Below are 26,857 nucleotides of genomic sequence, written 5' to 3' on the forward strand. Positions count from 1 at the left end.
TGATGTGCATGTTAGGGGGTATGCCGTGTTGGGCAGGGTCATTGCCATTGTGAATCAGAAGGGCGGCACGGCAAAGACGACGACGGCCGTCAATCTGGGCGCTTACATTGCACTGGCAGGCAGGCGTGTTCTCCTGGTTGATATCGACCCACAAGGCAACGCCACGTCTGGCCTTGGGATCGAGAAGCGCGATGTGAGCAGATGTGTGTATAACGTACTAATAGATGAGGATCCCATAGGCGACGCCACACTGAGCACGAAAGTGGATGGACTAGACATAGTCCCTGCCACACTGAACCTGGCTGGAGCCGAAATCGAGCTAGTCTCCGCTATGTCGCGCGAACTGAGATTGCGGCATGCTCTTGAACCAGTCCGAAATGGGTACGACTACTGCTTTGTGGATTGTCCCCCCTCTCTTGGACTTCTCACAATCAATGCCCTTACAGCAGCGGATTCGGTGCTTGTCCCCATACAGTGCGAGTACTATGCTCTTGAGGGGCTAACTCAGTTGCTGCGGACGGTGGATCTGGTGCGAAAACACCTCAATCAGAGCCTCGAAGTTGAAGGAGTTGTCCTTACGATGTTCGACCCGAGGACCAACCTGTCACAGCAGGTGGTATCGGACGTGAGGATGCATCTCGGTGATAAGGTATTTCAGACGGTGATACCGCGGAACGTGCGTTTGAGCGAGGCGCCCAGCTACGGTCTCCCAATTCCCCTGTATGATGAGAGATCACGTGGCGCTGAGGCGTACAAAGGTCTTGCGGAAGAGATCATGGCGCGAGAGGAGGGGTAGGAATGGCCGTAAAACACAGGGGGCTCGGGAAAGGATTGGGCGCCCTGATCGATGAGACGAAATCGGCTAGCCCTGGCGAATTGGGCAGAGCAATGGAGATTCCTCTCGACCGACTTTCGCCGAATCCGTTTCAGCCGAGGCGGGCATTTGATCAGGCCAAGATCGATGAACTGGCTGAGTCGATAAGGCAGCATGGAGTGCTTCAGCCGATCGTTGTGAGGCCGATGGGGGATTCGTATCAGATCATCGCCGGCGAACGCAGGTGGCGAGCGGCGCAAACCGCGGGGCTGGATACCATTCCGGTGGTGGTGAGGGACCTAGATGACGCTGGCATGATGCAGACTGCCCTGATTGAGAATGTGCAGCGAGAGAATCTGAACCCTGTAGAGAAGGCAGCAGCATACAAGCGCCTCATGGATGAATTCGACATGACCCAGGAACAACTATCTGCTGTGGTTGGAGTTAGCCGTCCCGTCGTTGCAAACGCGGTGAGATTGCTCTGCCTGCCAGAGGAGATTTTGGATTCTGTTTCACGTGAAACAATGTCCGAGGGTCATGCACGATGCTTATTGGCGCTTCCGGCTGCGGCGGTTCAGATCGAGGTCGCCAAGCAAGTAGTACAAAAGGGCCTTTCAGTGAGGCAGACGGAAGAACTTGTGAAGAGGCTTGGTGAGAATGTTTCACGTGAAACAATCCCGCATAGGAAAAGGGAGAGCGACCCGGATGCGACTGCGATAGCCCACCGACTTGGAGAGCGTCTGGGGACAAAGGTGAAGATATCGGGATCCCAACGGAAGGGCAGATTGGAGATCGAGTACTACTCGCCCGACGATCTGGATCGCATCCTTGATGTCATACTTGGGACTGTCTAGAGCGAGTGCATCACTGGCTCAGGGGCGTCCGTTGGCTGGGTGTCTGTGCGATTTGAGAGGGGGTCAAGGCCCTCTGGGCCTAGCATCACATGAATCTCGCTGGTTTCGTGTCTCAGCTCATGGCAGAGGGGCAGTTGCTTCCTCTCATTCTGTCAGTGGTTCTCTTAGCTGCGACAGTGGTGTTCGTAGTATCCAACGCTCACCTTCGCAGGCTCTCCAAGTCGTATCGCTCCCTTCTTGCTGGCCAGGAGGGGCGGAACCTTGAGACGCTCATACTCGAATACATAGGCAGGGTTGATGCTCTAGGCGCTGAAATCGAGAAGACGAAAACTGATCTGTTGGGTCTTCAATCGGCGGTGTTGAAGCACGTTCAGAAGGTCGGACTCGTTCGCTATGATGCCTTTGACGACATTGGCGGGGAGCAGAGCTTCTCTGTTGCGCTTCTGGACGCCAACGCCAATGGCCTGGTCATCAGCGGGCTCTGCGGACGCGAGGAGACGCGCGTCTACGCCAAGCCTGTGAATGGCGGCAGATCCAATCACACGCTGTCCACTGAGGAGATTCGCGCGATAGCGAGGGCAATCGAGGAATACAGGGCAAGCTGAGCGTGAAATGAGCTGCTAGCTACTTTGAGACCAGGAGGCGGGACCCATGATGTTTGCGGATAGGGATGAAGCCGGCGCCCGTCTTGCTCAGCTTGTATCGGCTCGGCGCCCGAACTGGAAGGACCCCATCGTGCTCGGGCTGCCTCGCGGAGGGGCGCCAGTTGCGGAGTATGTGGCCGATGCTCTTCACGCAGAGTTGGATATCGTGATCGCGCGGAAGATAGGTGCTCCCGGGAACCCTGAGGTGGCTATCGGGGCAATTGGCCCCAGCGGCGAGCGTGTCATGGATGATCGGCTTCAGCACGTGCTAGGCGTTGGAGCGCCGTACATCGATGGGGAGATTGAGAAGGAGATGGCGGAGATCCGCCGACGTGAGGCGAAGTACCGGGGGATGAGGCCCAAACCGCGATTCGATGGCCGTGATGTCGTGCTTGTGGACGATGGCATCGCCACTGGATACACTGTTATGGCTGCCGCTCGACACATCCGCAGGCACGAACCGCGAAGCCTGATGATTGCCACTCCTGTCTGCCCTGCTGACAGAATTCCCGATCTTCGCGCGGAAGCTGACGAGGTGGCCTGCATATCTTTTCCCACCGATTTTATGGCGGTCGGGCAGTTCTACCGCGTTTTCGGGCAGGTATCCGATAGCGAGGTGCTCACTGTTCTCAACCGTGCATGGGCGCGTCAACGGACCAGGGAATCTGATATGTAGGCAATGATGCCTCGGGCGATGGCATCCGCCATTCGCATCACCAGAGAGAGGCGCGTGTTCTGGAGTACGAGATACTCCATGAAACCGCCGACGTTGACTACGCCAGTGATGTGGGCGGTCCCGATGTGTGGAAGGTCCTTATTCACTCCAGTGCCAGGCCTCAATGGCCCATCGGCAAAGGTGATGTATCCTACACTCCCTAGCTTTCCCAGGCATGCGTCGACTGCAAGGATGTGACACCCATCTCGCTGGCGATGCTCCAACAAGCCGATTGTCTCACCAAGGTTTCCGGCATGGACTGGGTCGTCCAGCGTGCCAAGGACCGCAGCGTACTTCTCCAGAAACCGCCACTCCCTGAGTTTCGAACCGACTATCGGGCCGAGCGAATCGCCTGTGGATCTGTCGGTGCCTATGCACACTATTGCGAGTGCAGGAGGCTGGCCTTCGGGAAGACGCCCTAGGCACGCGGAAAGTGAGCGTGCAAGCCACCAGCACGCATCTGGGCTGTCAACGTGTAGCCTTCCTGGCAGGAGTTCACCAGAACCGAGAATCATGGTCTGGGCAGTGAGTGCCACATCATCAATGTGATCCAATTATGGCGTCCTCCGTCGTTGCGCAGCCGGGAAGGCCCGGCGGAGATGCTAACTGCAGTATATGAGTAGTGGCCACACAGTATGTGGATGCCTGCCAGGCCGATCGTGCAAGCAAGCCAAGGCGGCGAATATGCATTCTGATGAGAGGCGGATCGATTCCGCCAAGGGCTTCTGCGCACCACAGAGGCTTCCGTGGCCATGCGGATGGACGCTGGGAGGAATGTCGAAATGACCCGCGACACAGACACATCCCTGCGAATTGGATTGAGCAGCGGAGCGGAGCGTGCGCTTAGGGAGGCATCAGCGCTCATGAGCAGCGGGCGCGAACGAGAGGCCCTCGCAGTTCTGCACGTGGCCACACAGTGTAAGGAGACGAGCGCTTGTGCTCACAACAAGGCAGGAATATGTTATGCTCGATTAGGCGACCTAGGGCGTGCACGGAGGGAGTTCGAGGCCGCTATCGCGGGTGATCACGATTCAGTTGACGCCTACCTGAATCTGGGCAGCGTCCAGCTGGACATGGGCGATGTCGAGTCGGCCGTGACCACCTACGGGAAGGCAATACAGATAGAGCCCGGGAATGTCGCGGCAAGGTACAACCTGATGTCGACCATACGCGAGAAACCCGTGGACTCATGTCTCGATACCCAGTCGACTCGCGTCCAGTGCTCACGGGCTGTGTGGAAGCAGCAGGATTCATTCAGGTCTCTTGTGGTCTCAAGGTTTCTGCTGTTTCTTGTGATTGCCGCGGCAGCGGTGTCCGTAATAGTGCTGCAGAGGAGGTAGGCACGTGTCTGTCTACGTCTGCAATGAACATGGCCGACCACCCAGGCGGAACAGGTCGCGCAATAGTAGGCCATTCCTATGTGAGAGGAGGGGCGGCTTCATCCCCGCAATGAACTGCGAGGTTTCTGCCGCCGAATCCCCATGACCAGCAGGTTCAACCTAAGGCGACGAACGGCAGTCACCATAGGCGTAGTGGCCATATCGCTCCTAGCAGGTCTCGGTTGGAGCGCAGGAAGGATGCTTCCATCACTCATCGACAGCGATAGAATCTGCCGCGGGGTAAGCATAGGAGGGTTCGACGTAGGCGACATGACCGTTCCGGAGGCGCGCGGAAGCCTACAGGAACACGTACGGCAGCTCCAGACGGAGCCGATCATACTTGGGCTCGGAACTGAGCAGTGGCGCGTGAACCCTGCTGATGTCGGAACCGCTATCGAGTTGGAATCGGCTCTGGGAGCAGCCCGGATGGTGGGACACACTGGCTCTCTTGTTCGACGGCTGTCCGAAAGATCGGCGGCTAGAAAGTCCGGCGTCGATATCCCGTGGATTGTGTCCGTTGATGAACAGGCGCTGCGAGACCTCGTTTTCGACATGGCCAGAGTGGTGTCCATTGATCCGAAAGATGCGACCCTCATCATCACTGCCGAAGACGAAGTCATCATAGAACCATCCATGGATGGACGGAAGCTCGATGTGGAGAGGCTGATATACGATCTGAGATCAGCCACACTTTTGGGAACCGCCCGATATGTCGCCATGCCAGTCGATGTGGTCACCGCCAACGTGACCACCGCCGAGCTAGAGGCAAAAGGCATTCGGCGCTTGATCTCGAAGTACAGCACCAAGTTCAATGCTGCAAACTACAAACGCACACAGAACATCCGGCTCGGAGTGCAGAAACTAGACGGATTGGTGCTTGCTCCCGGAGCCGAGCTTTCATTCAACGATGTGGTTGGCCCTAGAGTGCCCGAGAGGGGTTTCATGGAGGCAGACATAATCTTCAACTCTGAGTTGGTTCCGGGCATCGGCGGAGGCATATGCCAGGTCTCCAGCACCCTCTACAACGCCGCGCTGCTCGCCCTGATGGAAGTGGCATCGAGGGTGAACCACTCACTCCCAAGCAGCTATGTGCCGCTTGGCCGAGACGCCACAGTGTCGTACGGGAGCATTGACCTCAAGGTCAGGAATACTACCAAGCATCACGTGCTGATACGCTGCTTTGTTTCAGGGAACACGGTGACGTTCAAGATCTTCGGCGACATCCCAGATGACATGGACGTGAGCATTCGCACGGAAGTGCTGGAGAGAATAGAGCCCAACACTATTGAACAGATGGACCCTACGATCCCAACGGGCGCTCGAGTGGTCGTGGAGAAAGGCTCACCTGGGTATCGTGTGGCGGTCGAGCGGGTAGTCAAAGTGGATGGCGCTGTGGTCAGCACTGAACTCATATCCAGAGACAGGTACAAACCGCAGTCAGCGGTAGTCAGGGTGGGTACAGGTGCACCCGCGCTCGATCTTCCTCCTGTCCAAACCCAATGAGAGCATAGGGCGGACTGCAGACCGACGAGGGCAGGCTCGATCTTCCCACCGGTCAGCAGCGGAAGACACAGTCCCATGTTACAGCATATGTATGCTGAAGGCCGAGTTCGGCGCTGGTGCGCCCATATCTGGCAAGCGGTTGAAACCGCTGCGTGGAGGCGGTCCGGAATCCGACACTATGCACTTGGCATCGAGTTCGCAGGCTTCGTGATCATGGGGTTCGTGATTGGCGCATACCTCGATTCTACTCGGGGCACGCGGCCTTGGGGTGCGATCGTTGGTTTTCTTGTAGGGATCCTAAGCGGCGCTCTCAGCGTGAAGCGGGCAGTGGATGAGATGGCAACGCGAGCTCGTAGAAACAGACGGTGAATTCGCTAGGGAATTGGCGATTTCGTCCTGTGAAGATGGACAGTCGTCCTGCATAGCGGATGATGAAAGGAAACTGGGATGAACGATCAGCAGGAATCTGGAGAGGTCAATACTGCAGAGCGGCCCGCTCGGCCATGGGCGGGCCTTTGGGAGCTGTTCCTGACCTTCTTCAGGATTGGCGCTTTTACAATCGGCGGGGGATACGTGATGGTTCCCCTCATTCAGAAGGACCTCGTTGACAAGAGGCAGTGGCTCAGTAAGGAGGAGTTCGTAGACATCCTTGCTGTGGCGCAGACTGCGCCTGGTCCGATAGCGGTCAACACATCGGTATATGCTGGATACACCCTCCGGGGGCTACGCGGAGCTATTGCATCGGTTGGCGGCTGCATATTGCCATCGATCATGGTGATCCTCGTCGTGGCGGCTGCGTTTGATCGAATATCGGCGTACCACTTGATGAAGGCGGCTTTCGCTGGGATACGTCCAGCAGTGGCGGTGCTGATCGTATCGGCCGTTCTCAAGATAGGCAAGCCGGTGGTTCGGTCGTGGCAACAGCTCGCGGTGGCTGTTGGCGCTGCGTGCGCAGTGGCTGTCTTCCACATTAGTCCGCCGCTGGTGATCACCATCGCTGCTCTGGTGGGGCTGGCGTTAGGCACTGGAGGTGCACTCTCATGATCCTGCTGGATCTGTTTCTCAGTTTCGCAAGGGTGGGTTTGTTCACCTTCGGCGGTGGGTATGCCATGCTTCCCCTGATTGAGAACGAGATCATCCAAGGGCGTGGCTGGCTTACCCTGGAGCAGTTCACTGACATGGTGGCGATAGCTGAGGTGACGCCGGGGCCGATAGCTGTGAACAGCGCCACCTTCGTTGGGTACCGGCTCGCTTCCGTGCTTGGCGGCGTCGTAGCCACGTTGGGGGTTGTGACTCCGTCAGTACTGATCATGCTCGCCCTCGCCATGCTTGCCCGAAGATTCGAGGAGTCTGCTGCCTTGTGCCGGATCAAGGCAGGTATGCGGCCAGCCGTCGCTGGCCTGATAGCCGCCGCAGCCATCTCAGTGGCCCGGGTAAGCCTGCGAGACCTGAAGTCGGTAGGCATTGCTGCCGCGGCTGCGGGCATGCTCTTCGGTGTGAAGATGGACCCCATACTAGTCCTCATCATATCGGGCGTGCTTGGGGTGTTCATTTTCGCCTAGTCTTGATGATCAGGATGCACGTCTTGCCTTGCCAACGGAAGATCGGGCTGAAGACCGTCTCTAGGAACCTCCACACTCTCAATACCTCCTGATGGTGCGCACTTATGTCCTGTGTCCATGTTCCATTATATCGGAACGGCATGCGGGCGTGATTGTGCTTCCGGATGTGGCTTGGTGAGTAAAGAGTCATGTTCTCAGCCCGTGTAAGTTATCGCCCGTTCGCGGCATCCTATGGGATGTACTGTGCAATGGGCAGAAAGGGGCAACACAATGATAATCAGCCTTGCAACCTTTGAGCACCTGCCGAAGCGCGTTGGAGGCCTAGCTGAGGCTGCCACATCCATAGGCGAGTCTCTCGCGCGCGACAACGAAGTCATGGTGTTCATGCCTTCCCACGGGATCCACAAAACCGAGAAGGAACTGAAGGTCAAGAAGTACGGCAAGTTCGCGATAACATCCAATGCAGGTTCATGTGATGTCACGGTATACGAGATGGACCGCAACGGAGTGCGAATGTTCCTTCTGAGCGACGAGGTCATGGATCATCCCGATGTCTACATGCCCAGGGAGACACTGACCGGGAAGATCGTGCACTTCGCACGGGCCTTTCCTGCGGCTATCAACCTCATCCTCGCCAAAGAGGGAAAGAAGCCTGATGTGGCGCACATCAATGACTGGCACTGCGTCCTCGGAGGCGCGGCTGCAAGGAAGTATTTCGGCATACCCATGGTGTACACCATACATAGGATCTGCAAGGAGAAGATCGGCGTAAGGGACATGATAGATGCAGGTCTCCGCGAATTCGTTGATGTGGACTGCGTCGAGGAGATGCCGAATGGCGCGGATCTTTTCAACCTAGAGACCTACGGATGCAAGATATGCGACTACCTGACGACAGTCAGCTACACCTATCTCAACGAGGAGTGGGACACGCTTTTTGGCCGCTATGCTGGCAAGGTCACGTACGTGTGGAATGGGATGGACTCCACCTTCTGGAATCCGTCGCGGCTGAATGATGCTGACAAGCCCAGATCCGAGAGGCGTGCCTCCCTGCTTCGTGAGAATGGGCTGGAGGATGGGCCGTTCTTCTTCTATGTTGGACGTTTCGATATGGAACAGAAGGGCGTAGACCACATGTTTGCCGCAACAGACCTGATCCTGCAGGGCAAGGTTCCCGACGCCGATCGAGTGAAGCAGGATATGAGGCTGGTCGTACTCGGATCCGGAGACCCAGTTCTCGAACAGATGGCCCGGGACATGGAGAAGAGATATCCCAGGAACGTCAAAGTCATCGTGGGCTATCTATCTCGGGAGGTAACACGCGAGTACTACGGCGCTGCCGATTTCGCGATGGTTCCCTCCAACTTCGAGCCTTTCGGACTGGTTCAACTTGAGGCCATGTGCATGGGCGCCATACCGGTCGGAACCGCAGTCGGCGGGATCAATGACACGGTGATCGATATTGACAGATCGAAGGAGAAGGCAACTGGGAAGCTGGTTCGCCCGAGAGATCCCATGGCGTTAGCAGGCGCCATGGTGAAGATGAGTGCGCTCGCTATCGAGGATAAGCCCAGGATTGAGCGGGTGAGAGCGAACGGCAGGCCACACGTGATGACGGAGTTCACGTGGGAAAAGGCTGCACAGAGGTATCTTGCCGTCTATCAGCGAAAAGCCACCATGAAACTGCCATTCGCGGATTTCGGCGGCCCATTCTAGGGCAACCGCGACGTACGGAAATGCATGCGGCGGGCGGTCCGATGATCTATCGCAACCTGGAACGTTGCATCAGGACCCCGCCTCGCCCAAGGCGACCGTTGGACCTCGCTGGGTTGCCTGACGCATACTCCACTGACGGCTGGTTACCATATAAGCGCGATTGGCGAGCAAAACCAGCAAAGATACTGGGGGCGAAGTCAGTGAGTCAGTGGGTTAAGCATCTGGTCAGGCTAGTAGTGTCGGCGCTTGTGCTGATGTTCATCTCCTTTCTAATACCGGGCTTTGCAACTGTGACCTTCTGGACAGCGCTTATCGCAGCGGCTGTAATCACGGTCCTGGGATGGCTCATCGAAACCATATTGGGACGTGCGGTGTCCCCATATGGGAGAGGAATCGTGGGGTTTCTAGTGTCGGCTGTAGTGATCTATGCTACCAAGTTCATCGTTCCAGGCATGACGGTGAGCATTCCTGGAGCGCTTCTTGCGGCCTTTGTCATCGGGCTAGTGGACATGTTCGTCCCTACCACGCTGCGCTGAGAGTTTCACGTGAAACATTCGATCCCCGCAGGCCCCTTTCGGAGACGCCGGGAGGGGTTTTTCCGCGCTATGCAGGACAACCCGGTAGAGGTGTCTAACATATGTGGGAACCATCTGTGGGAGTGATGCATCCTGGGGGCCATAGCTGAATCGAGCTTCATCAGGAATCTGATCGCCGGAACGCTATCCAGGCAGGCCCTGACAGACGCAACGGTGGGAGTGTTGTCGTCCGCAGTGACTGTCGCGATCATCATCCTTGTTTCGACTCTCATTCTTCGAATCTCCTCTCGTCTGATAGACCGCGTTTTCAAGCTGCGCGAGGCTGAGCAACTCAAGCTTCTCCGTGACACGAGGCGCCTGCTTACTCTGCGTACCCTGATGAAAAGCATCATCAAGTACGCGGTGTACTTCGCAGGCGCGATAATGATTCTGGCAGAGCTGGGTGTGAATACGTCTAGTCTCATCGCTGGCGCCGGCATCGCCGGAGTGGCACTGGGCTTCGGGGCTCAGAACCTCGTGCGAGACATGATCACCGGGTTCTTCATTCTGTTCGATGATCAATTCGCTGTGGGGGACTATGTGGGCATCGCCGGTGTGTCGGGCACTGTGGAGGAGATTGGGTTAAGGGTGACCCGCGTGAGGGACTTCGCTGGCCAGCTGCATATCGTGCCGAACGGCAGTATTGGACTGGTAACTAACTTTCGCGGGAGGAGCATGAGGGTGATGTTCGATGTGCAGGTGGATTACTCCACGGACATCGGGAGAGCAATGGCCCTGCTCAATCGCGCGTTCAAGGAGAGTAGATCCAGCATTGCCGGGCTCGTAGAAGGCCCCACAGTCCTCGGGGTTCAGAGCCTGGGGGAGTCTGGGGTCGCCCTTCGAGTGTGGGCGACTGCCAAGCCCATGTCTCAATGGGATGTGGAACGCGACATCAACCTGCTGATAAAGAGCACTCTGGATGAGAATGGAATACGGGTCGCGTTCCCTCAGAGGCGGGTCATTTTTGACAATGTGCCCGGAGAGAAGCCGCCTGGCTCGGATGTGAACTGATAATCTGGTCTCTGTGCAGCAAACAGGAGGGCTCCAATGAACTACCGTCTGGGTGACTTGGTGAGGCTGAAGAAGCAGCACCCGTGCGGAAGCAATGTGTGGGAAGTCATGAGAGTCGGCGCGGATTTTCGCATCAAGTGTCAGGGATGCGGGCGTGTTGTGATGTTGCCGCGGGTCCAATTTGAGCGTGATGTTCGGGAAATCATGAACGGGCACGGAGGAGGGACCAACAGTGCTAAATGATGAATCACCCTTCTCCTCACCCGGTTTCCCACCCATCTGAAGCCTGGTGGATGGTTGCACCTGTCACTGGGGGATGCTATAATTCATCTCGCGATCCCTGCTCCGTGCAATGACACGGGGCCGTTAGTCCGAGGGGAGGTGAAGTCAGTGCACGCCTACGAGAGCATGTTCATCATCAGCTCGCAGCAGTCAGAGGAGCAGGCCGACTCTCTCATAGCCAAGTTCGAGGAGTTGATCACGTCCAACGGAGGAGAGCTGGTAAAGACCGATCGTATGGGTAGGCGCAGGCTGGCGTATCAAATCGGGGACGATCTAGAAGGTTACTACACTGTCCTCTATTTCAACGCTACCGGCGCTACCGTTGCGGAGCTCGAGCGGGTTTTCAAGATCACCGATGGAGTGATCCGCTACCTGATAATCCGGAAGGACGATTAACCGTTTGCCGGGCCGTCAATAACGAGGCAGGGTGGTGTTCCTATGAACAAAGCCGTGTTGGTAGGCCGGCTTACTCGGGACCCCGAAGTGCGGGCCACTCAGAGCGGCGTGGCTGTCGCCCGGTTCAGTGTGGCGGTAGACAGGCCATTCGCAAACCAGGCAGGTGAGCGAGAGACCGATTTCATCGATGTTGTTGTCTGGCGAAAGCAGGCCGAAACCGTGGGGCAGTACCTAAAGAAAGGGCGCCTCGTCGGCGTTGAAGGCGCGATCCAGACTAGAACATATGAGAAAGATGGCCAGAAGCGCAGGGCCTGGGAAGTAGTTGCGGATCGCGTGGAGTTCCTCGACCGTGGGAGCGATGCCCCTGCGCGCGCGCCAGCCAACCAGGCTGGGCAGGAGGAACGATCCGGAGTGGAAGACCGCAACCCGGAGACATTCGGGGATGAGGTTGGGCCTGAACAAGTTCCGTTCTAGGTGCATCACATCGGCGCCTCATCGATGAGGAGGACTTCACTACATGAAGCGCGAGAAAGGACGCAAGTCGAGAAGGCGAGTATGCTCGTTCTGCGTCGATAAGGTCGTGTCTATCGACTACAAAGAGACCGCTAAGCTTCGGCGGTACATCTCGGAGAGGGGCAAGATTGTTCCCCGTCGGATCTCCGGGAACTGCGCGAAGCACCAGCGCCAGCTGACAATAGCCATCAAGCGTTCGAGGCACATTGCGCTGATGCCATTCACAACGGAGTAGCGTCGGGCTAACTAGAACCCTGGCTGTAAGGATGCGAAAACTCTTTGGCGGTGTTCAGCCCCAAAGAGTTTTCTTGCTCATACAGGCGATTAGCCCCTGAGAGGGCATCGGCAGGCATTATGAAGGTTTCGGCGAAGTGGATCGAGAACGAACGTATCTGTGGCTGTGGTGCAGATACGGGTGCGGGAGGAATTCCAATGCCGCATGATGGGGAGTCCGACATCGCTCGTAACTTCAAGACCATCGACTGGCTGAAGGCCGAGATACTCGGCAGCATATCATCCCTCTACCGATCGCTGTCGCGCGCCGGCGAGGAACCGCGCGCCGTGGATCTGGCCAATGCAGTCATCGGATGCTACCTATTGGGCAAGAGGATAGGGATAAGCTACGCGGCACTTGATGAACAGATTGAGAAGAACATTCGTGAGAATATACAGAACGAGCACGAGATCGAGAAGTGGTACACTGACTTTAGTGCTCTTGCGAACCATAGGAGGGGGCGCACGCCTTGAAATCGCCTCGTACCCAAAGCCAGAGCGCGAGGGCTGTCACCGAAGGGGCGCTTCTGGCTGCACTCACCATTGTCCTTTATGTCGCGGATTTCTACACGAAACTGTTGGTGTATGTGATTCCAGTCCCCATAGCGATTCTCGTCGTGAGGCGGGACCTGCGCACAGGCGCCATGGCCGCGGTTGTGGCGGCGCTTGGAGTGGGGCTGATACTCGGTCCTATCGACGGCCTGATAGTTCTCGCAAGCGTGGGCTTCGTAGGCCTATCACTCGGATTCTGCCTATCGAAGCGGATCTCGTGGATCACCACCATAGCGTTTACCTCAATCGCCGCCCTAGGCATGATAGTGATGGACTTCCTGCTTGGTGCGGTAGCGGCGCGTCTCTCGCCGGCGGCTTCCCTCGCGCAGATGCAGAAGCTGATGTTGGAAGCGGGTGCGCAGGCACAGGCGATATACAAGAAGATGGGAGTCGCAGAGGAAACACTGAAGGCTGGCACACAGCTGTTTGACATGCTCCCGAAACTGTTCGAGACGTTTCTACCGGTGGTTGCCATCATGATCGCCGTAACTGCAGCTGGAATAGCTTATGCAGTGACCCGGTTCGTGCTGAAGAGGACCAATCACTATGTGGATCCGATACCGCCATTCCAAGAGTGGCGAATCGAATGGCAGTGGGCGTGGGGATTGATCGCCGGGATCCTCCTGGGCAACGCAGGAGCGATCTGGAAGATGCCGATCGTCGCGACTGTTGGCCAGAACATCATGGTTGCATTTTGGATGCTTTACGGGGTGCAGGGGGTAGCTGTGCTCTGGTGGAGTCTGGCCAAGTACAATGTGGCTAAGGGGCTGAGGGTGCTGATCGCTCTGATGATATACACATCGCCAGCTCTGAACCCATTGCTGCCGTTGGCAGGAGTCCTGGACGGCTGGTTTGATTTTCGGAAGATGGCCGCGAAACGCGGATAGATACCTATAACAGGGAGGGAGGTAGTGGGTGGGCCGAGTTCATGGTGCTCACCTGCGCTAGCTCATGATGGTAGTCCTCCAGAAAGATGTCCCTGGTTTGGGCAAGAAGGATACTGCAGTGGAGGTGTCCGACGGGTATGCGCGCAATTTCCTGCTTCCGAGGGGCTTGGCCCTTGCTGCTTCCTCAAATGAACTGCAGCGGGTCGAGGCGATACGGGAGGCTGGGAAGCGCAAGGAACTGCGCGAGGAGACCAAGGCTAGGGAGGATGCACGGAAGCTGAAGTCACAGGGTGTCACGGTGAGTGTAAAGGCGGGCGACGCCGGCAGGCTCTATGGCTCAATCACATCCAAGGATCTGGCCAGCGCAATCAAGAAGGTCATCGGGGTGGATGTGGACCGAAGAAAGATAGAGCTGAAGGAGCCGATCAGGGAGGTTGGGACCCATTCTGTGACCGTGCGTCTGTTCCCAGGAGTGAGTGCTGATGTTATCATAAATGTCGTGCCCCAAGAAGACGCCCGGCCATAGGCGCGGCGGACCGGTGGGCGCCTAGGGAGGGCTTTGTCTATGAAGTCGCTCGTTGAGAAGTTCATCAGGATGGGAAGCAAGAATCTGGCGGAGAAGCTCCAGGACGACGAGCTACTTACGAGACAGGTGGCAGCTGTATTCGGCATACTGTCCGATCTATATGGGCCGGATAAGCTAGTGCTGAAGGCGGGCAAGCTCGATGCCTTGAACCTGATGCGGTCTGAGAAGATCGAAGACAAGATCCTGGCCTTGGAGCGTATCGTGTTTGAGGATCCTACAATAGAGAAGGCGCCGACCCCCGCGGAATGTGAGACGGTCATTTCCGACATCGAGGAGGAGATTGCCGACATCATTGCTAGGCGGCGGGTGGAGGAGAAGATAGAACGTAGGATCACCGATAGGATGCAGCAGAGGCATGAAGACTACGTAAATGAGATAAAGATGCAGATACTGAAGGAGGACTCAGGCCCGGACACCCCTGAGACCCTCAGGAAGCTCGAAGAGCTCAAGCTGCTCGAATCGAAGCAACTGGCCCGTTCCGCAATGGAGATCGTCCGCCCATCAGCGATGTCGGAGGTTGTTGGGCAGGACAGGGCGGTCAAGGCGCTATTGGCCAAGGTCGCATCGCCATTCCCGCAGCACGTGATATTGTACGGACCACCCGGTGTGGGCAAGACCACTGCCGCCAGACTTGCTCTGGAAGAGGCAAAGAAGGCGAGATTCACCCCGTTCGAGCAGAATGCCAAATTCGTTGAAGTTGATGGGACCACACTCAGGTGGGACCCTCGGGAGGTCACGAATCCTCTGCTCGGCTCTGTGCATGACCCTATATACCAGGGCGCCAAGCGCGACCTCGCCGAAGGCGGGGTTCCTGAGCCGAAACTGGGTCTGGTGACTGAGGCCCACGGGGGAGTCCTGTTCATTGATGAGATAGGGGAGATGGACCCGACCCTCCTGAACAAACTCCTTAAGGTCATGGAGGATAAGAGGGTCACCTTTGAGTCGTCGTACTACGACTCGGCTGATCCCAGTGTGCCAACTTACATCAGAAAGCTTTTCGAGGAGGGTGCGCCGGCCGACTTTGTGCTGATAGGCGCCACTACCCGGGATCCATCGGAGCTGAGCCCGGCCCTGCGTTCCCGCACTGCTGAGGTCTATTTCGAACCCCTGACTCAGCTCGGCATACAGCAGATCGTGATGAACGCCGCGATAAAGCTTGATGTGAGCATGGACCCCGAGATTCCAGCCGTGGTGAGCGACTACACCATCGAAGGCCGCCGGGCCACGGCTCTGTTGATCGATGCTTACGGACTTGCGCTGTTCCACTCAGCCCAGATGGAGTTGGCATCGGAATCAGCAGAGCTTCCGGAGCCGGACGAGGGAGGGGCGGCGAACGCTTCGAGGCGTGCCGCCAAGGATGTTCGGGTCGCCATGGCTGATCTAGAGGAGGCCATCCGCCTCGGCAGGCTTTCGCCTAACGTCCATACTAGAGCGTCTGACACGGCTGAGACTGGGAAGGTGTTCGGCCTAGGCGTTTCGGGGTTCCTAGGTTCTGTCATCGAGATAGAGGCGATCGTATTCTCGGCTCGCGAGGACGGGAAGGGAACCATCAGGTTCAACGAGACTGCTGGCAGCATGGCGAAGGACTCGGTGTTCAACGCTGCATCAGTGTTCAGAGGCTTGACTTCCAAGGATCTTGCCGACTACGACGTCCACGTGAATGTGGTCGGCGGCGGGGATATCGACGGGCCTTCTGCTGGCACAGCGGTGCTCTTAGCGATACTCAGCTCAGTCTTCTCCTGCCCGATCAGACAGGACGTCGCCGTCACCGGCGAGCTCTCAATTCAGGGCAAGGTGCGCGAAGTCGGAGGCATCTTCGAGAAGCTGTACGGTGCAAGGCAGGCGGGAATCCGCAAAGTGATAGTGCCTGCGGAGAATGGGAAGGACATCCCAGCTGGAATCACCGGCATCGAAATCGTTCCCGTTTCCAGCGTGACGGAGACCTTCTCCCATGTGTTCGCAGGCGAGATCTCGCTCAAGAAGTAGAGTGCGCACCGCGCATACGAGGTGATTGGCATTGGCAGCAGCTGACATGGGAGGCCTTGATCGGATGCCCCCGCAGAACCTTGAGGCGGAGCAGTCCACCTTAGGCTCTATGCTGCTCGATAAGGAAGCGATAGCGAGGGCAGTGGAGATCTTGGTTGCTGAGGACTTCTATCGGGAGGTTCACAGGACGATCTTCGATACTCTGGTCACCCTCTTCAACAGGGGCGAACCTGCTGACCTCGTAACCGTTACGGAAGCTCTGCGACAACGAAACTCCCTGGACCAGGTGGGCGGAGCATCCTACATTAGCACCCTCGCGAACACGGTTCCAACCGCTGCGAACTGCGAGTATTACGCCAAGATCGTGAAGAACAAGGCGATACTCAGGGCTCTCGTGGCGGCGGGCACCGAGATCGCCGGGATGGGATACGACAGCGCTGCTGAGGTGGGAGTTGCGCTCGACAGGGCGGAACAGCTCATCTTCAGGATCTCTCAGCGGGGCGAGACAGGCAGCATCGCGGATATGAAGACTGTCCTGATGACTACGTTCGACCGGATTGAACGGCTCTACACCAGCAAGGGAGCAATCACTGGGCTTTCGACCGGGTTTACCGAGATGGACAACATGCTCTCCGGCCTGCAACCGTCGGAGCTCATCGTGATCGCAGCCCGGCCCTCCATGGGGAAGACAGCTTTCGCGCTGAATATCGCAGAGAATGTTGGGCTCGCGCAGAAGAAGCCAGTGCTCATATTCAGCCTGGAGATGTCCCGCGAGCAGCTTGCCCAGAGGATGCTCTGTTCTCAGTCGTCAGTCGATGGGCAGAAGCTCAGGCGGGGGAACTTATCCGATGCTGACTGGCCACGACTCTCTCGTGCGTTGGGGCGGCTGAGCGAAGCGCCGATCTACATCGACGACAGTCCCTCCATAACCGCTCTCGAGATCCGCACCAGGGCGCGACGGCTCAAGGCGGAGCATGGGCTTGCGCTGGTGGTAATCGATTATCTTCAGCTGGTGCAGGGCAGGGATCGGGTAGAGAACCGACAGCAGGAGATCGCTGAGATCACCAGGTCTCTGAAAGCCCTGGCGCGGGAGCTTGATGTGCCGGTTCTATCCCTTGCCCAGCTGAGCCGGGCCGTAGAAGCGACGGCTGATAAGCGCCCGCTGCTCTCACACCTGAAGGAGAGCGGAGAGATTGAGCAGTCTGCTGACGTGGTGGCTTTCATCTACCGTGAGGAGTACTATAAGCCCGACACCGAGCGGAAGAACATCGCTGAGATCATGGTCGCGAAGCAGCGCAACGGCCCGACGGGCTCGTTCGATCTGGTGTGGCAGAAAGAGTTCACTAGGTTCCGAAACGTCGAGAGATATGATCCGCAGGCGGAGGCAGCCTCATAGCAGGGCTCTTTGCTGGTAGCGAGCCTATGCCGGAGTGCAGCCCCGCTCCTCCATATGCGACATCTAGCCTATCGCCTTACGCTTGTCTTGGAGCAACGCCTTCTCCATGAAATCCCGTATTCGGGAGGTTCCATTGAGTAGATCCTCTCTGCAGGATGTGTAGGAGACTCGGAGATACTGCTCCTTCTCCCCGGGATTTGGAGCGCCGAAGGCGGTTCGCGACAGAACTGCAACGTTGGCTTCTTCGAGAAGCGCCTGCTGTAGGGAATCGGCATCGGGAACCCCCGCTATTCTGCACGCTTCTGTGACATTCGGGAAAGTGTAGAATGCTCCAGCAGGCGCCAGACACCTGAATCCGGGTATTCTGTTGAGCTCCTGCACAAGCAGATCGCGACGGGCGGCGAACTCCATCCGCATGGCCTCCACGGCATCCTGTGGGCCGTCGAGTGCGTCAATCCCCGCATACTGGGTGAATGTGGCAGTGCACGACTCGGCGTTCATCATGAAGAGGTCGAGCTTACGAGCGAGTGTGCGGTTCACGACTCCGAAGCCAAGGCGCCAGCCAGTCATGGCGTAGGTTTTGGAGAATCCGTCGATGAGTATGGTCCGCTCTTTCATGCCAGGTCTTGATATGATGCTTTCGAACTTGCCAGCGTAAATCAGGCGCGAGTAGATCTCGTCGGACATGACCCATAGGTCGTGCCTGTTCGCGATTTCGGCTATGCGGTCGAGGTCGGCGCCGGACAGGACAGCGCCTGTGGGGTTGTGCGGGAAGTTGAGGATGATCATGGAAGTGCGCGGAGTCACCAGGCTCTCCAGTTGGTCCACATCCATGGAGAACCCGCGCTCTTCGGTTAGGGGAGCGGACACGTACCGAGCGCCCACCATGTTGACGATAGACGGATATGCAGGGTAACATGGGTTTGGACCGATTACTTCTGTTCCGGAATCGACGCAGGCCATGATTGAGTGGAAGATCAGGGGTTTGGTTCCCGGGGCCACAACTATCTCGTCTGGGGCCACATCGGTGCGGCGGGTAGAGTTCACGTATGCCGCTGCCGTCTCGCGAAAAGCCCACACCCCTGACGCAGGCGAGTAGTGGGTCTTGTTGTCGAGAATCGCTTTGCATCCGGAAAGTTTGATGTTGTTGGGGGTATCGAACTGCGGCTCTCCAATGTAGAGGCTGATTATGTCTCGCCCCTGGGCCTTCATCTGAATTACTTGCTCCAGTACCTCAAATGCGCGCTCAGGTCCTAGTCGGTCAGCTCGTGGTGCATACCTCATCGGATAGCCCTCCGTTCTTGGATTGTTCTGAAATGCGTTGGCGCGTTGATTCGCCCCTAGGGCCCAATACTCCTGCATAGGAGGGGGGATTATCGATGAAACGGAGTGCTCTTGTTGCCGTGGCTGCGGCAGTCCTGCTCTTAGTGTCTGTGGCGCCCTGCGCAGCGTCGGTAGTCCCGAATTCTGCCCATGGCGCGAAGCCGTTCGTCATACTTGTGCACGGATGGCTTGCGACTTCGGCGAACATGACCATACTCAAGTTCAGGCTCGAAAGGGACGGATTCGAGTGCGATAGCATCAATTTCGCCCGGCTCGGCTACTCCTACAGCATCGCCGACTACGCAGTTGAGCTCGCCCGCAAGATCGAAGAGGAACACTTTCACGAGGCGAATATCGCAGTCGTCGCCCACAGTATGGGCGGGCTCGTGACCAGATACTACCTTTCGAACCTGAGAACCACAAACCAAGTTAGGACTGTGATCACACTCGGGACTCCCCATCATGGCTCCATGAGCGGGACGATCCTGCCGCCAAACACCGAATGCGGCCGCGAAATGGTTCCGGATAGCGAGTTTCTCGCTGCACTCAATAACCCGACGGAGGCTGTGCCAGGGGTGCAGTTTCACTGCATATGGACCCCGACGGATGCTGCTGTAATTCCAGCTGAGAATGCGATCATGTGCGGCGCCAAGAACTACCAGGTTACCGGTTTCGGTCTGAGTCACATGACACTGCTGGCAAGCGATGCGGTGTACGCCATCGTGATCAGCGTCCTTAATGGACTGGATCAGCCAGTGTCAGGGCCGCAGCTGGTCGACCACACTAATACCAAGAGGCTGAACCTGCCGTGGTAGGCAAGCCCTTCAGATGCGCGGCAGGAGTAGGGCAAACTGGCAGGGCCCTGGTATTGAACCGCACCCTCGCTCATGGTATAATCATTTAGTTAACAAGTGAGGCTTACAGTGGGCCACTAGCTCAGTCGGTAGAGCACCGGACTTTTAATCCGGGCGTCGCGGGTTCGAGTCCCGCGTGGCTCACCACTTTTATACCTTCTAGATGGCAGGGCGCTGGAAATGTGTTTCCAGCGCCCCGTTTTCTTTGCCACGGACTTGCCACGGAATCGGCAAAACCCCAGCTAGGGGTTTTGCCATTTTCGGCGTTTTTGGGGATTTAGGCGTTCATCGATTACGTTCATGGCTCGATTCTGGCCGGCGACATGAACATATCTCTCGGTCGTGCTGATCTGGGAGTGCCCGAGGTGCTTCGCCAGCGCAAAGGCGTTCATGCCCTCATTCGCGAGCAAGCTCGCGTTCGAATGTCGAAGGTCGTGAAACCGGAGCCCTGTAAGGCCAGCGGCCTTCAAGCGACCGTATCCGGTGATGCACACGAGAGATCCCCAGAGCTTCTATCTGTGGGACGCGTTCGCCCGCGACGGCTCCGACGATGGGACCTATCAGGTCCGTGTGTGGACCAACGATGCAGCCGGCAACCGCAGCGCATCCTACGCGTCCGACACGTTTATCATAGACACGCAACCGCCAACCCTCGCGAGTGGCGCGCCGACTGGCTACATAGGAACCACTACTCCAACGATCTCGGCTGGCTTTGCTGACGCCGGCGTCGGCCTGGATGCATCGGAGACGGTGTTGACGATTACCTACAACGGCAGCTCGACTGACATCACGTCAGGGTTCACCGGCACGCCGAGTTACGAGGACGGCGACACGTCCACCAAGATCGAGTACACGGCGACCAGTAATCTAGCGGACGGCGAGTACACGGTGGACATGGTCGCGTACGATCTTGCCGGCATCAAGTCCACTCCGGATCCTACGCTCCAGTGGACATTCAGCGTGGACACCAAACCGCCGACCAATCCGGGCGAGCCGGTCGCGGGCAACATGCGCGATGGCGGCAAGCGGTACACCAACACCCTGCGACCCACATTCAGCTGGGCGGCGAGCACGGACCCCAATGCTGACGACGGCACGCCCGGTTCGGGCGTGAAGGACTACCGGTTCCAGTTGGGCGCTGAGTCCGGCAAGCCCGGACCCCTGGTCGACGCGTGGCCAGACGCGCTGGTCAACCCGACAGGGGCCGACCCAATTCCGGCGACGCCCGGAGCGAATACCCAGCAGTGGACTCCATCGTCCGACCTCCCGCTTGCGGTGGGGGTGGAGTACTCGGGCAGGGTGAAGGCGTTTGACAACGTTGGCAACGCTTCCGCATGGGTCGATCCGATAATCATCTACGACCCGCATGAACCAAAGACACCCGGAACCCCCGCTACTACCACTCCGACCGCTGATAAGACCCCTTCGTGGCAGTGGGGTGGTTCAACAGACGACGTATCTGGCGTCGATGTGCATCACATCCAGATCAGGCGTCAGGGCAGCATTGACTGGGACGTCTTCGACACCATCGTAGACATCCCCGATGCGCTGATTCCCGCTGATCCGCAGATCTGGGAGCAGGGCTTGCAGCTCGAGAACGGCACGTACGAAATCCGAGTGCAGGCCATGGACGTTGCCGGCAACTACTCCGAGTGGTCCGGCATCGGCAGCGTCACAGTCGACGCGTTGCCTCCTGCTGTTCCTGCGATCAAGGCCCTTGCCCCGGGCTACAATACGAGCCCGATAGCGATCAACTGGAACGACGTAACCGATGGAACCAATGACATCACCTACGTCCTGCAGATTGCCAAGAACGCCGGGTTCGATGGCCCAACCAACGAAGCCTGTTCGGTGTCGAATTACAGCTTCGACGCGGAAGCAGCGGGTGAAGGCGAGTACTGGTTCCGCGTGAAGACGGTCTCCACGTTGCCTGGCGCAGGCGGAACAAAGGAGAGCGGATGGTCGCCGGCAGTATCGACTATCTACGACAAGACCGGACCTGACGCTTCTGTGGTCACCCTACACACTGCTTCTCCCACCAAGGAGAGCGCGCAGCAGTGGACCTGGACGACGCCTGCTGACGCAGTGAGGTACGACTTCGGGGAGTCGACGGACGGTACCACAGCGCCTACAGTGTTCGCAGACGTGGGTAATGTGTGTACCTGCACGACCAACTTCACGAGCGACGGCGCTCATTACGTCATGGTCAGAGCATACGACGGTCTGGACAACGCGGCGGCGATCAACATCGGCAACCCAGTCGTCGGCGGCGTTGCGAGCTACACGCCGGCAGCACTTGTCGATGGGACGCACAGCCTGAAGGTCAGAGCGCTGGACGCTCTGGGCAACCCAAGCGACTGGACTGCCGAGGCGATAGTCCTGGTAGACACCACGCCTCCGGAAAGGCCGAATGCGCCAGAAACAACCAGTCCGACCAGGGAAGCAACCCAGGTATGGACGTGGGGGGCGGTCGCTGATGCCGACCTTGATCACTACGAGGTCATGATCGACGGCGGGCCCCCTCTCGCGACGCCGACGCCCGGGAATGCAAACACCTACACGACATCGCTGGGCGAGGGGGTCCACTTCCTGCAGGTCAGGTCGGTGGACGACTTGGGCAACACAAGCCTATGGTCTGAGAAGGGTTACGTCACAATCGATAGAACTGCTCCTCGGGCGCCGGTGATGAGGGCTCTGCCTCGCTTCACCAATGCTGCACAACTCACCTTCGAGTGGTCGGCGTCGTTCGACGCTGCGAAATACGAGCTCAGCTACAGCAAGGACGGCGGCGCGGACTGGACCCAGGAGGACTTCGCCGGCGTCAGGAGCGACCCCGTGGATATCGGGGGCGTTCCGGACAACGCGACGGTGCTCGGCAAGGTCAGAGCCTACGATGCAGTCGGCAACGTGTCGCTCTGGTCTGACGAGATGCCTGGCGCAGTCATCGCGTCGACGATCATCGACAGGACTGGCCCTGTGGTCGCCATAGCCAGTCCGACTGAGCCGGTCGCCACCAACGCGGCCACGTTCACCTGGACGTGGACCGCAGTCGACGACGGTTGCGGAGTCAACAACTACATGATCAGCCTGAACGGCGGGTCCTGGTTGCTGGTGGAGGACGGCGCGAGCTACAGCGGCAAGCTGGACGAAGGCGACAACAAGCTCCTGTGGTGGGCTCGGAGCGCAGCGGGTTCGGCTTTGGCCGCCTGCGCCCCTGGTAAGGGATAAGCAAAGCGGAACGATGCCCGGGCGGGTTAGCCCCGCCCGGGTGCGAAAGCCAAACCGAGCCGACACCTACTTGGAGGAGGGGCGGACACCATGACAAAGCACATTATGGTCCTCGCTGCCAATGGACTGATTCGCACGTACAAACGTATGCGGTAGTGGACGGGCATCTTCGTTTTCGATAGCCCTATTCCGCTGTACCGGTTGGCAACTCCACCTTGAACGGGCGTCGCTTGCAGCGGCAGATCTTTCGGATGACATCGCGGCCATCTCTAGCCGCCGGGGGCCCCCCCGATAGTGGTCCACTGACCGCTCATCATCATAGGCATCGTTCTGGTCGAGATCAGCCACCCCTCGAACGAAGCGCGCCAGTTGCCGGTATAGCGCTCGTATGTCATGGGTGTAGCCACATCGACTACCTCAACCTGTTCACCAATGCCAGGGAAACGTTCGCCCAGTGCAGCGATCACCTGCCGGGCGATGGCCTCAGAAAACGCCAATGAGCCCCCAAGTGGGTAGCCGCCATTCCCTGCGCTGCGCAGCGCCAACGGCATCAGCAGCCCAAGAGCCGGATAGTCAGGCAGATCGGCAACAGAGGCCATAGCTTCCCGAAGCAGCGGGCTGGAGAATCGGTTTGCGTAGTCGCGCATATGGATTGGGCCGTATTTCTTCATATACCCCATGGCGGGAATCATCCTGGGGGCCAGCCTCAACATGCCAATCGGGTCGGCGTCAACCGGCATGTCCATCCCGGCTAAACGACGGATCCCTTGGGTCAAGTCCTTGATGATGCCGGCATCCTGCGGCGCCAGTTCGATGAGATGGCGCTCGAAGCGGTCGACATCGGAGCAGAAGATCACCGACTGTCCGTCGCGCGCCTCGTAGCGCGAGAACTCCTCAGGAGCTACGAACTGCCTTCCCTGAACTGCGCCAAGCTCCTTCCAGACGCGGTGCATTCCGCTCTTGGGATTGGCGCCCATTAGCCACTCGATTCAGCCATCGAAAACGTATCCGCCGCGTTTCCAGGCTGTGCATAACCCACCGGGCATTCGAAAACCCACGCTGGCACTTCCAAGCAACGCGTGATGTGGCTAACGTTGTCTGCTAGGAATACTCACCTTATCATGCACACGGCCCACCGTCTAGCCAGCCCTGGAGCAGCAGTTGATGCCGAACTCCTCGTCTCTTGAGTTGTGGGGGGTCCTTGTGTGCCCGAAATGGCAGAGGGTTTGGATGGGCGCTGTGGAATTTGTCCAGCGGTGTTGTGGTGAATGACTCCTTGGAGATATCCTTGTCAGTTGATTTCACAAACGGAGGGGAGCTAGATGACACTGGGAGCGAAGAGGACAATCGTCGCATTCCTGCTGATTATGCTGTGTGGGTTCGCGGTTGGGGCCACGGATACCGGCCGCCTGGAGCTGAGGGTGCTTTCGGGCGGCGCTGACGCGGGCGCACAGTACATGGCGATGGCCACGAACATGGCGAGCGGCTACACAGCGATGCTGGCGCTGTCGCCTACGGGAGTGCTGGCGGCCGACCTGCCAGCCGGCTCCTACATGGTTGTCGTGATGCCCGGCAGCGGGGGGATGACGGGGTCGCCGATGGGCCAGATGACGGCCGCCATGCCGACGATGCTCAACGTGGTGATTGTGGCTGGGAAGACTGTCAGCCAGTCAGTCAACGTGGGTGGCGGCGCTCTCAGCGAAGAAGACCTGGAGGGCGACCCGGAGAACTTGTTCAACGCTTTCGACTTCGGTGACGATGAAGGAGTGACGGAAGCTGACGCCGGCGCCGGCGCCGACGTGGCCCAGCTCGATCTCGACGCTGCGCCATCCACTGACGAACTGATCTCGCTGGCGCAGAGGTATCACGATCTGTACTGGGGTGAGCTCACCGCCGACGAGCGCTGGCTGGTGGAGTCGCTGACCCAGCGGATCGAGGCGCGTCCGGGGTGGCCCATTCAGACCGCCGATGTGGAGGAGGTCACTACGACTGCGGCGGCGATAGCAGCTCCTGGGGCGTCGCGCGCGGTCTCTGTCGTGCTCGCCGCCCGGGCGGTTATGGCCATGCCCGACCTGGGTCTTGCGCTGAACAACTTCGGTGCGATACTCCGCTTGCTGGAGGAGATGGCGGATTCCGTTACAGTGCTCGTGGCGGCCAGGGAAGCTGACCCCCAGTCTCCCATGGTGCTCACTAACCTGGCCAACTCCGTGCGTGACCTGGGCGACTCGAGTTTGGCTGAGGAACTGTATCTAGAGGCGCTGGCGGCCAGCAGCGACTTCGGCCCGGCCCTGTCGGCGCTGGGGGAGATATACATGGCGCGCCGTGACTACGAGAAAGCTATTGAGATGATGATGCGCGGGGCGAAGACGGGGTTCTGTGCAGCGGTCAGCGATACCTTAGCAGATGCGCTTGACGAGGCGTACAGCGAGTCCGACAAGGTCCCGCCGCTTCCGCCGACCTGGGATGACAGCGACTCGCTGGCTTCGGTTATCCCGGTGGTTCCTCTGGCGCCCCCACGGGGCCAGGCCCCTCTGTATGTGCCGCAGTTCGGCAATTGGGATAGCATCGAGACGGTCGCTGGTTCGGTACCGGAGCTGTCACGTGTTGTGAGCAAGGTCATAGAGGACTATGTCGTCGCTGTGCAGCAGCACGATGAGCTCGTGCGCGGGCTGGCGGCAGCGGGTCCGCGCGACTTCGACAGTCCGGATAGGTTCGCGCTCAGCTTTGACAAACAGCAGTTGCATTTGAAGCTGATAAGAGATCACTTCTGGAAGACAGCAGTTCAGGCCGTGGACCGTGCTGCGGAACAGCTCAACCTGGATGCTGACGTTCAGAGGTATGCCTCCATGGTGCAGCGGTATGCGCAGCGGGCGCAGGCTGCGACCTCAGAGGCGCAGGGTAGGAAGATCGCGGCCGAGTTCTGCGCTGAGGCCGCGGCCTTCGCCAGGCAGCAGTTCAGCAAGAACAAACCGATATGGGCGGCAATGAACGCCGTGCTCGTCCCAGCCATTGAAGACTACTGGGGTTTCTCTCAGCGTGTGCTAGATTCAATATACGATCCAACCATATACAGGCTTGAGGAGCTGGAGCGTCGGATAACGGTGTACTCGATGATCAAGATGGCAGCCGACACAACTGACATGTTGGCCTCACTCCCTATTTCCCATCACGAGTGCGGCAACTGTGGCGGCACAGGCGTCGCCCCAGCGCTGCTAGAGGATGCGGATGTGCCAAAGGACCCCGATGACAAGTGTCCGTTCAAGGGAGGCGCCAAGTTCGCGGTCAACTTCGGACCTGTAGACTACAAAGTGGCATGTACCACCGTGGAAATCGGGTTCTCTGGAGGCATAGCGGGATCGCTTACGTGGGATTTCAAACAGAAGCGCGTCACCAGCATATTTGCGGGTGTCGGCGCAAAGGTGGGAGCAGGTCCCGTAAAACTGGGAGCCAAGTTCGGGGCGCAGGTTACATTCGATGCTGATGGCTCGGTGTCAGACATCAGTGGCTCGGCGTCGGGTTCGGCTGGGATCGGTCCGGCAAAGGCTCAAGCGAGCACCAACGGCGGACTCGTGGTTGGCGCGCCGCCGATACAGGTGCGGATAGGAAGGCCGTGAGCGAGAAGGTCACGGCCAGCATGATGGACGACCCCATCCGTTATCTGCTTGCCCATGACGGAGGATCCCACAGGCTCTCATTAGTGTTGCTCAAGTATTTCGACGAGATTGCCAAACCCGCAGAAGGTGCAATAACGGAACTTGCCGAATGTCTCCGCCATCTAGTGATAGAACGATGAAGGCGACAGCGAAAC

The 26,857-nt window shown here is 58.3% G+C and carries 27 protein-coding genes and 1 tRNA gene; 25 read left to right on the top strand and 3 right to left on the bottom strand.

Annotated features, from left to right (window positions below):
- Nucleotides 1-28: 28 nt before the first annotated feature.
- From VB144_03805 to VB144_03820, 4 genes are all read left to right on the top strand, one after another.
- The gene (locus tag VB144_03805; GenBank protein MEA4882784.1) at nt 29-796 is read left to right on the top strand and encodes an AAA family ATPase; all 768 of its coding nucleotides are present in this window, start codon (nt 29-31) and stop codon (nt 794-796) included.
- Between the two features lie 2 nt (nt 797-798).
- A complete protein-coding gene (locus VB144_03810; protein MEA4882785.1) occupies nt 799-1,668 on the top strand; it encodes a ParB/RepB/Spo0J family partition protein in 870 nt (289 codons plus the stop codon).
- Between the two features lie 89 nt (nt 1,669-1,757).
- Nucleotides 1,758-2,273 carry a DUF4446 family protein gene (locus tag VB144_03815; GenBank protein ID MEA4882786.1) on the top strand — a complete coding sequence of 172 codons (516 nt, stop codon included), beginning with the start codon at nt 1,758-1,760 and terminating at the stop codon, nt 2,271-2,273.
- A 46-nt stretch (nt 2,274-2,319) separates the two neighbouring features.
- Nucleotides 2,320-2,988 carry a phosphoribosyltransferase gene (locus VB144_03820; protein MEA4882787.1) on the top strand — a complete coding sequence of 223 codons (669 nt, stop codon included), beginning with the start codon at nt 2,320-2,322 and terminating at the stop codon, nt 2,986-2,988.
- On the opposite strand, the gene yyaC is transcribed toward VB144_03820, so the two are convergent.
- Nucleotides 2,961-3,581: a spore protease YyaC gene (gene yyaC, locus VB144_03825; protein ID MEA4882788.1), complete on the bottom strand. Its 621-nt coding sequence runs from the start codon at nt 3,579-3,581 to the stop codon at nt 2,961-2,963. The genes VB144_03820 and yyaC overlap by 28 nt on opposite strands.
- A 228-nt stretch (nt 3,582-3,809) precedes the next feature.
- On the opposite strand from yyaC, the gene VB144_03830 reads away from it, so the two are divergent.
- The 16 genes from VB144_03830 (at nt 3,810) to dnaB (ending at nt 17,644) form a co-directional block, all read left to right on the top strand.
- Nucleotides 3,810-4,367 (top strand): tetratricopeptide repeat protein, encoded by a 558-nt coding sequence (locus tag VB144_03830; GenBank protein MEA4882789.1) that lies wholly within the window; start codon nt 3,810-3,812, stop codon nt 4,365-4,367.
- Between the two features lie 237 nt (nt 4,368-4,604).
- Nucleotides 4,605-5,909, top strand: coding sequence for a VanW family protein (locus VB144_03835; protein ID MEA4882790.1), 1,305 nt, complete (start codon nt 4,605-4,607; stop codon nt 5,907-5,909).
- A gap of 447 nt (nt 5,910-6,356) precedes the next feature.
- On the top strand, nt 6,357-6,953 hold the full coding sequence (locus tag VB144_03840; protein ID MEA4882791.1) for a chromate transporter: 597 nt from the start codon (nt 6,357-6,359) through the stop codon (nt 6,951-6,953).
- Nucleotides 6,950-7,471: a chromate transporter gene (locus VB144_03845; GenBank protein MEA4882792.1), complete on the top strand. Its 522-nt coding sequence runs from the start codon at nt 6,950-6,952 to the stop codon at nt 7,469-7,471. Before VB144_03840 ends, VB144_03845 begins: the two co-directional genes overlap by 4 nt.
- Before the next feature lie 270 nt (nt 7,472-7,741).
- Nucleotides 7,742-9,187 (top strand): glycogen/starch synthase, encoded by a 1,446-nt coding sequence (locus VB144_03850; GenBank protein MEA4882793.1) that lies wholly within the window; start codon nt 7,742-7,744, stop codon nt 9,185-9,187.
- A 200-nt stretch (nt 9,188-9,387) separates the two neighbouring features.
- On the top strand, nt 9,388-9,723 hold the full coding sequence (locus VB144_03855) for a phage holin family protein (GenBank protein MEA4882794.1): 336 nt from the start codon (nt 9,388-9,390) through the stop codon (nt 9,721-9,723).
- A gap of 234 nt (nt 9,724-9,957) precedes the next feature.
- Complete coding sequence (locus VB144_03860; protein MEA4882795.1) at nt 9,958-10,773, top strand: mechanosensitive ion channel family protein; 816 nt, start codon at nt 9,958-9,960, stop codon at nt 10,771-10,773.
- Nucleotides 10,774-10,809: 36 nt separating this feature from the next.
- Nucleotides 10,810-11,016: a DUF951 domain-containing protein gene (locus VB144_03865; GenBank protein ID MEA4882796.1), complete on the top strand. Its 207-nt coding sequence runs from the start codon at nt 10,810-10,812 to the stop codon at nt 11,014-11,016.
- Nucleotides 11,017-11,163: 147 nt separating this feature from the next.
- Nucleotides 11,164-11,451, top strand: coding sequence for a 30S ribosomal protein S6 (gene rpsF, locus VB144_03870; protein ID MEA4882797.1), 288 nt, complete (start codon nt 11,164-11,166; stop codon nt 11,449-11,451).
- 42 nt (nt 11,452-11,493) lie between these two features.
- A complete protein-coding gene (locus VB144_03875) occupies nt 11,494-11,925 on the top strand; it encodes a single-stranded DNA-binding protein (protein MEA4882798.1) in 432 nt (143 codons plus the stop codon).
- A gap of 43 nt (nt 11,926-11,968) precedes the next feature.
- The gene (gene rpsR, locus VB144_03880) at nt 11,969-12,199 is read left to right on the top strand and encodes a 30S ribosomal protein S18 (protein MEA4882799.1); all 231 of its coding nucleotides are present in this window, start codon (nt 11,969-11,971) and stop codon (nt 12,197-12,199) included.
- 50 nt (nt 12,200-12,249) lie between these two features.
- On the top strand, nt 12,250-12,711 hold the full coding sequence (locus VB144_03885; protein ID MEA4882800.1) for a MazG-like family protein: 462 nt from the start codon (nt 12,250-12,252) through the stop codon (nt 12,709-12,711).
- Nucleotides 12,708-13,676, top strand: a complete 969-nt coding sequence (locus tag VB144_03890; GenBank protein ID MEA4882801.1) for a DUF2232 domain-containing protein — start codon at nt 12,708-12,710, stop codon at nt 13,674-13,676. Before VB144_03885 ends, VB144_03890 begins: the two co-directional genes overlap by 4 nt.
- Before the next feature lie 67 nt (nt 13,677-13,743).
- On the top strand, nt 13,744-14,202 hold the full coding sequence (gene rplI / locus VB144_03895) for a 50S ribosomal protein L9 (protein ID MEA4882802.1): 459 nt from the start codon (nt 13,744-13,746) through the stop codon (nt 14,200-14,202).
- A 39-nt stretch (nt 14,203-14,241) separates the two neighbouring features.
- Nucleotides 14,242-16,248 (top strand): Lon family ATP-dependent protease, encoded by a 2,007-nt coding sequence (gene lonC / locus VB144_03900; GenBank protein ID MEA4882803.1) that lies wholly within the window; start codon nt 14,242-14,244, stop codon nt 16,246-16,248.
- Between the two features lie 46 nt (nt 16,249-16,294).
- Nucleotides 16,295-17,644 (top strand): replicative DNA helicase, encoded by a 1,350-nt coding sequence (gene dnaB, locus VB144_03905; GenBank protein ID MEA4882804.1) that lies wholly within the window; start codon nt 16,295-16,297, stop codon nt 17,642-17,644.
- 63 nt (nt 17,645-17,707) lie between these two features.
- On the opposite strand, the gene VB144_03910 is transcribed toward dnaB, so the two are convergent.
- Nucleotides 17,708-18,928: a pyridoxal phosphate-dependent aminotransferase gene (locus VB144_03910; protein ID MEA4882805.1), complete on the bottom strand. Its 1,221-nt coding sequence runs from the start codon at nt 18,926-18,928 to the stop codon at nt 17,708-17,710.
- 95 nt (nt 18,929-19,023) lie between these two features.
- On the opposite strand from VB144_03910, the gene VB144_03915 reads away from it, so the two are divergent.
- From VB144_03915 to VB144_03925, 3 genes are all read left to right on the top strand, one after another.
- Complete coding sequence (locus tag VB144_03915) at nt 19,024-19,782, top strand: alpha/beta fold hydrolase (protein MEA4882806.1); 759 nt, start codon at nt 19,024-19,026, stop codon at nt 19,780-19,782.
- Between the two features lie 110 nt (nt 19,783-19,892).
- Nucleotides 19,893-19,968 (top strand) — tRNA-Lys (locus VB144_03920).
- Between the two features lie 336 nt (nt 19,969-20,304).
- Nucleotides 20,305-23,049: a hypothetical protein gene (locus VB144_03925; GenBank protein ID MEA4882807.1), complete on the top strand. Its 2,745-nt coding sequence runs from the start codon at nt 20,305-20,307 to the stop codon at nt 23,047-23,049.
- A 269-nt stretch (nt 23,050-23,318) separates the two neighbouring features.
- On the opposite strand, the gene VB144_03930 is transcribed toward VB144_03925, so the two are convergent.
- Nucleotides 23,319-24,026 (bottom strand): hypothetical protein, encoded by a 708-nt coding sequence (locus VB144_03930; GenBank protein ID MEA4882808.1) that lies wholly within the window; start codon nt 24,024-24,026, stop codon nt 23,319-23,321.
- 345 nt (nt 24,027-24,371) lie between these two features.
- Here VB144_03930 and VB144_03935 point away from each other — a divergent pair, with 345 nt between their 5' ends.
- Together VB144_03935 and VB144_03940 are read left to right on the top strand one after the other, a co-directional pair.
- Nucleotides 24,372-26,663, top strand: a complete 2,292-nt coding sequence (locus tag VB144_03935) for a tetratricopeptide repeat protein (protein MEA4882809.1) — start codon at nt 24,372-24,374, stop codon at nt 26,661-26,663.
- The gene (locus VB144_03940) at nt 26,660-26,842 is read left to right on the top strand and encodes a hypothetical protein (GenBank protein ID MEA4882810.1); all 183 of its coding nucleotides are present in this window, start codon (nt 26,660-26,662) and stop codon (nt 26,840-26,842) included. Before VB144_03935 ends, VB144_03940 begins: the two co-directional genes overlap by 4 nt.
- Nucleotides 26,843-26,857 lie beyond the last annotated feature (15 nt).

The organism is Clostridia bacterium (assembly GCA_034926675.1).
GTDB lineage: Bacteria > Bacillota > DTU025 > DTU025 > DTU025 > JAYFQW01.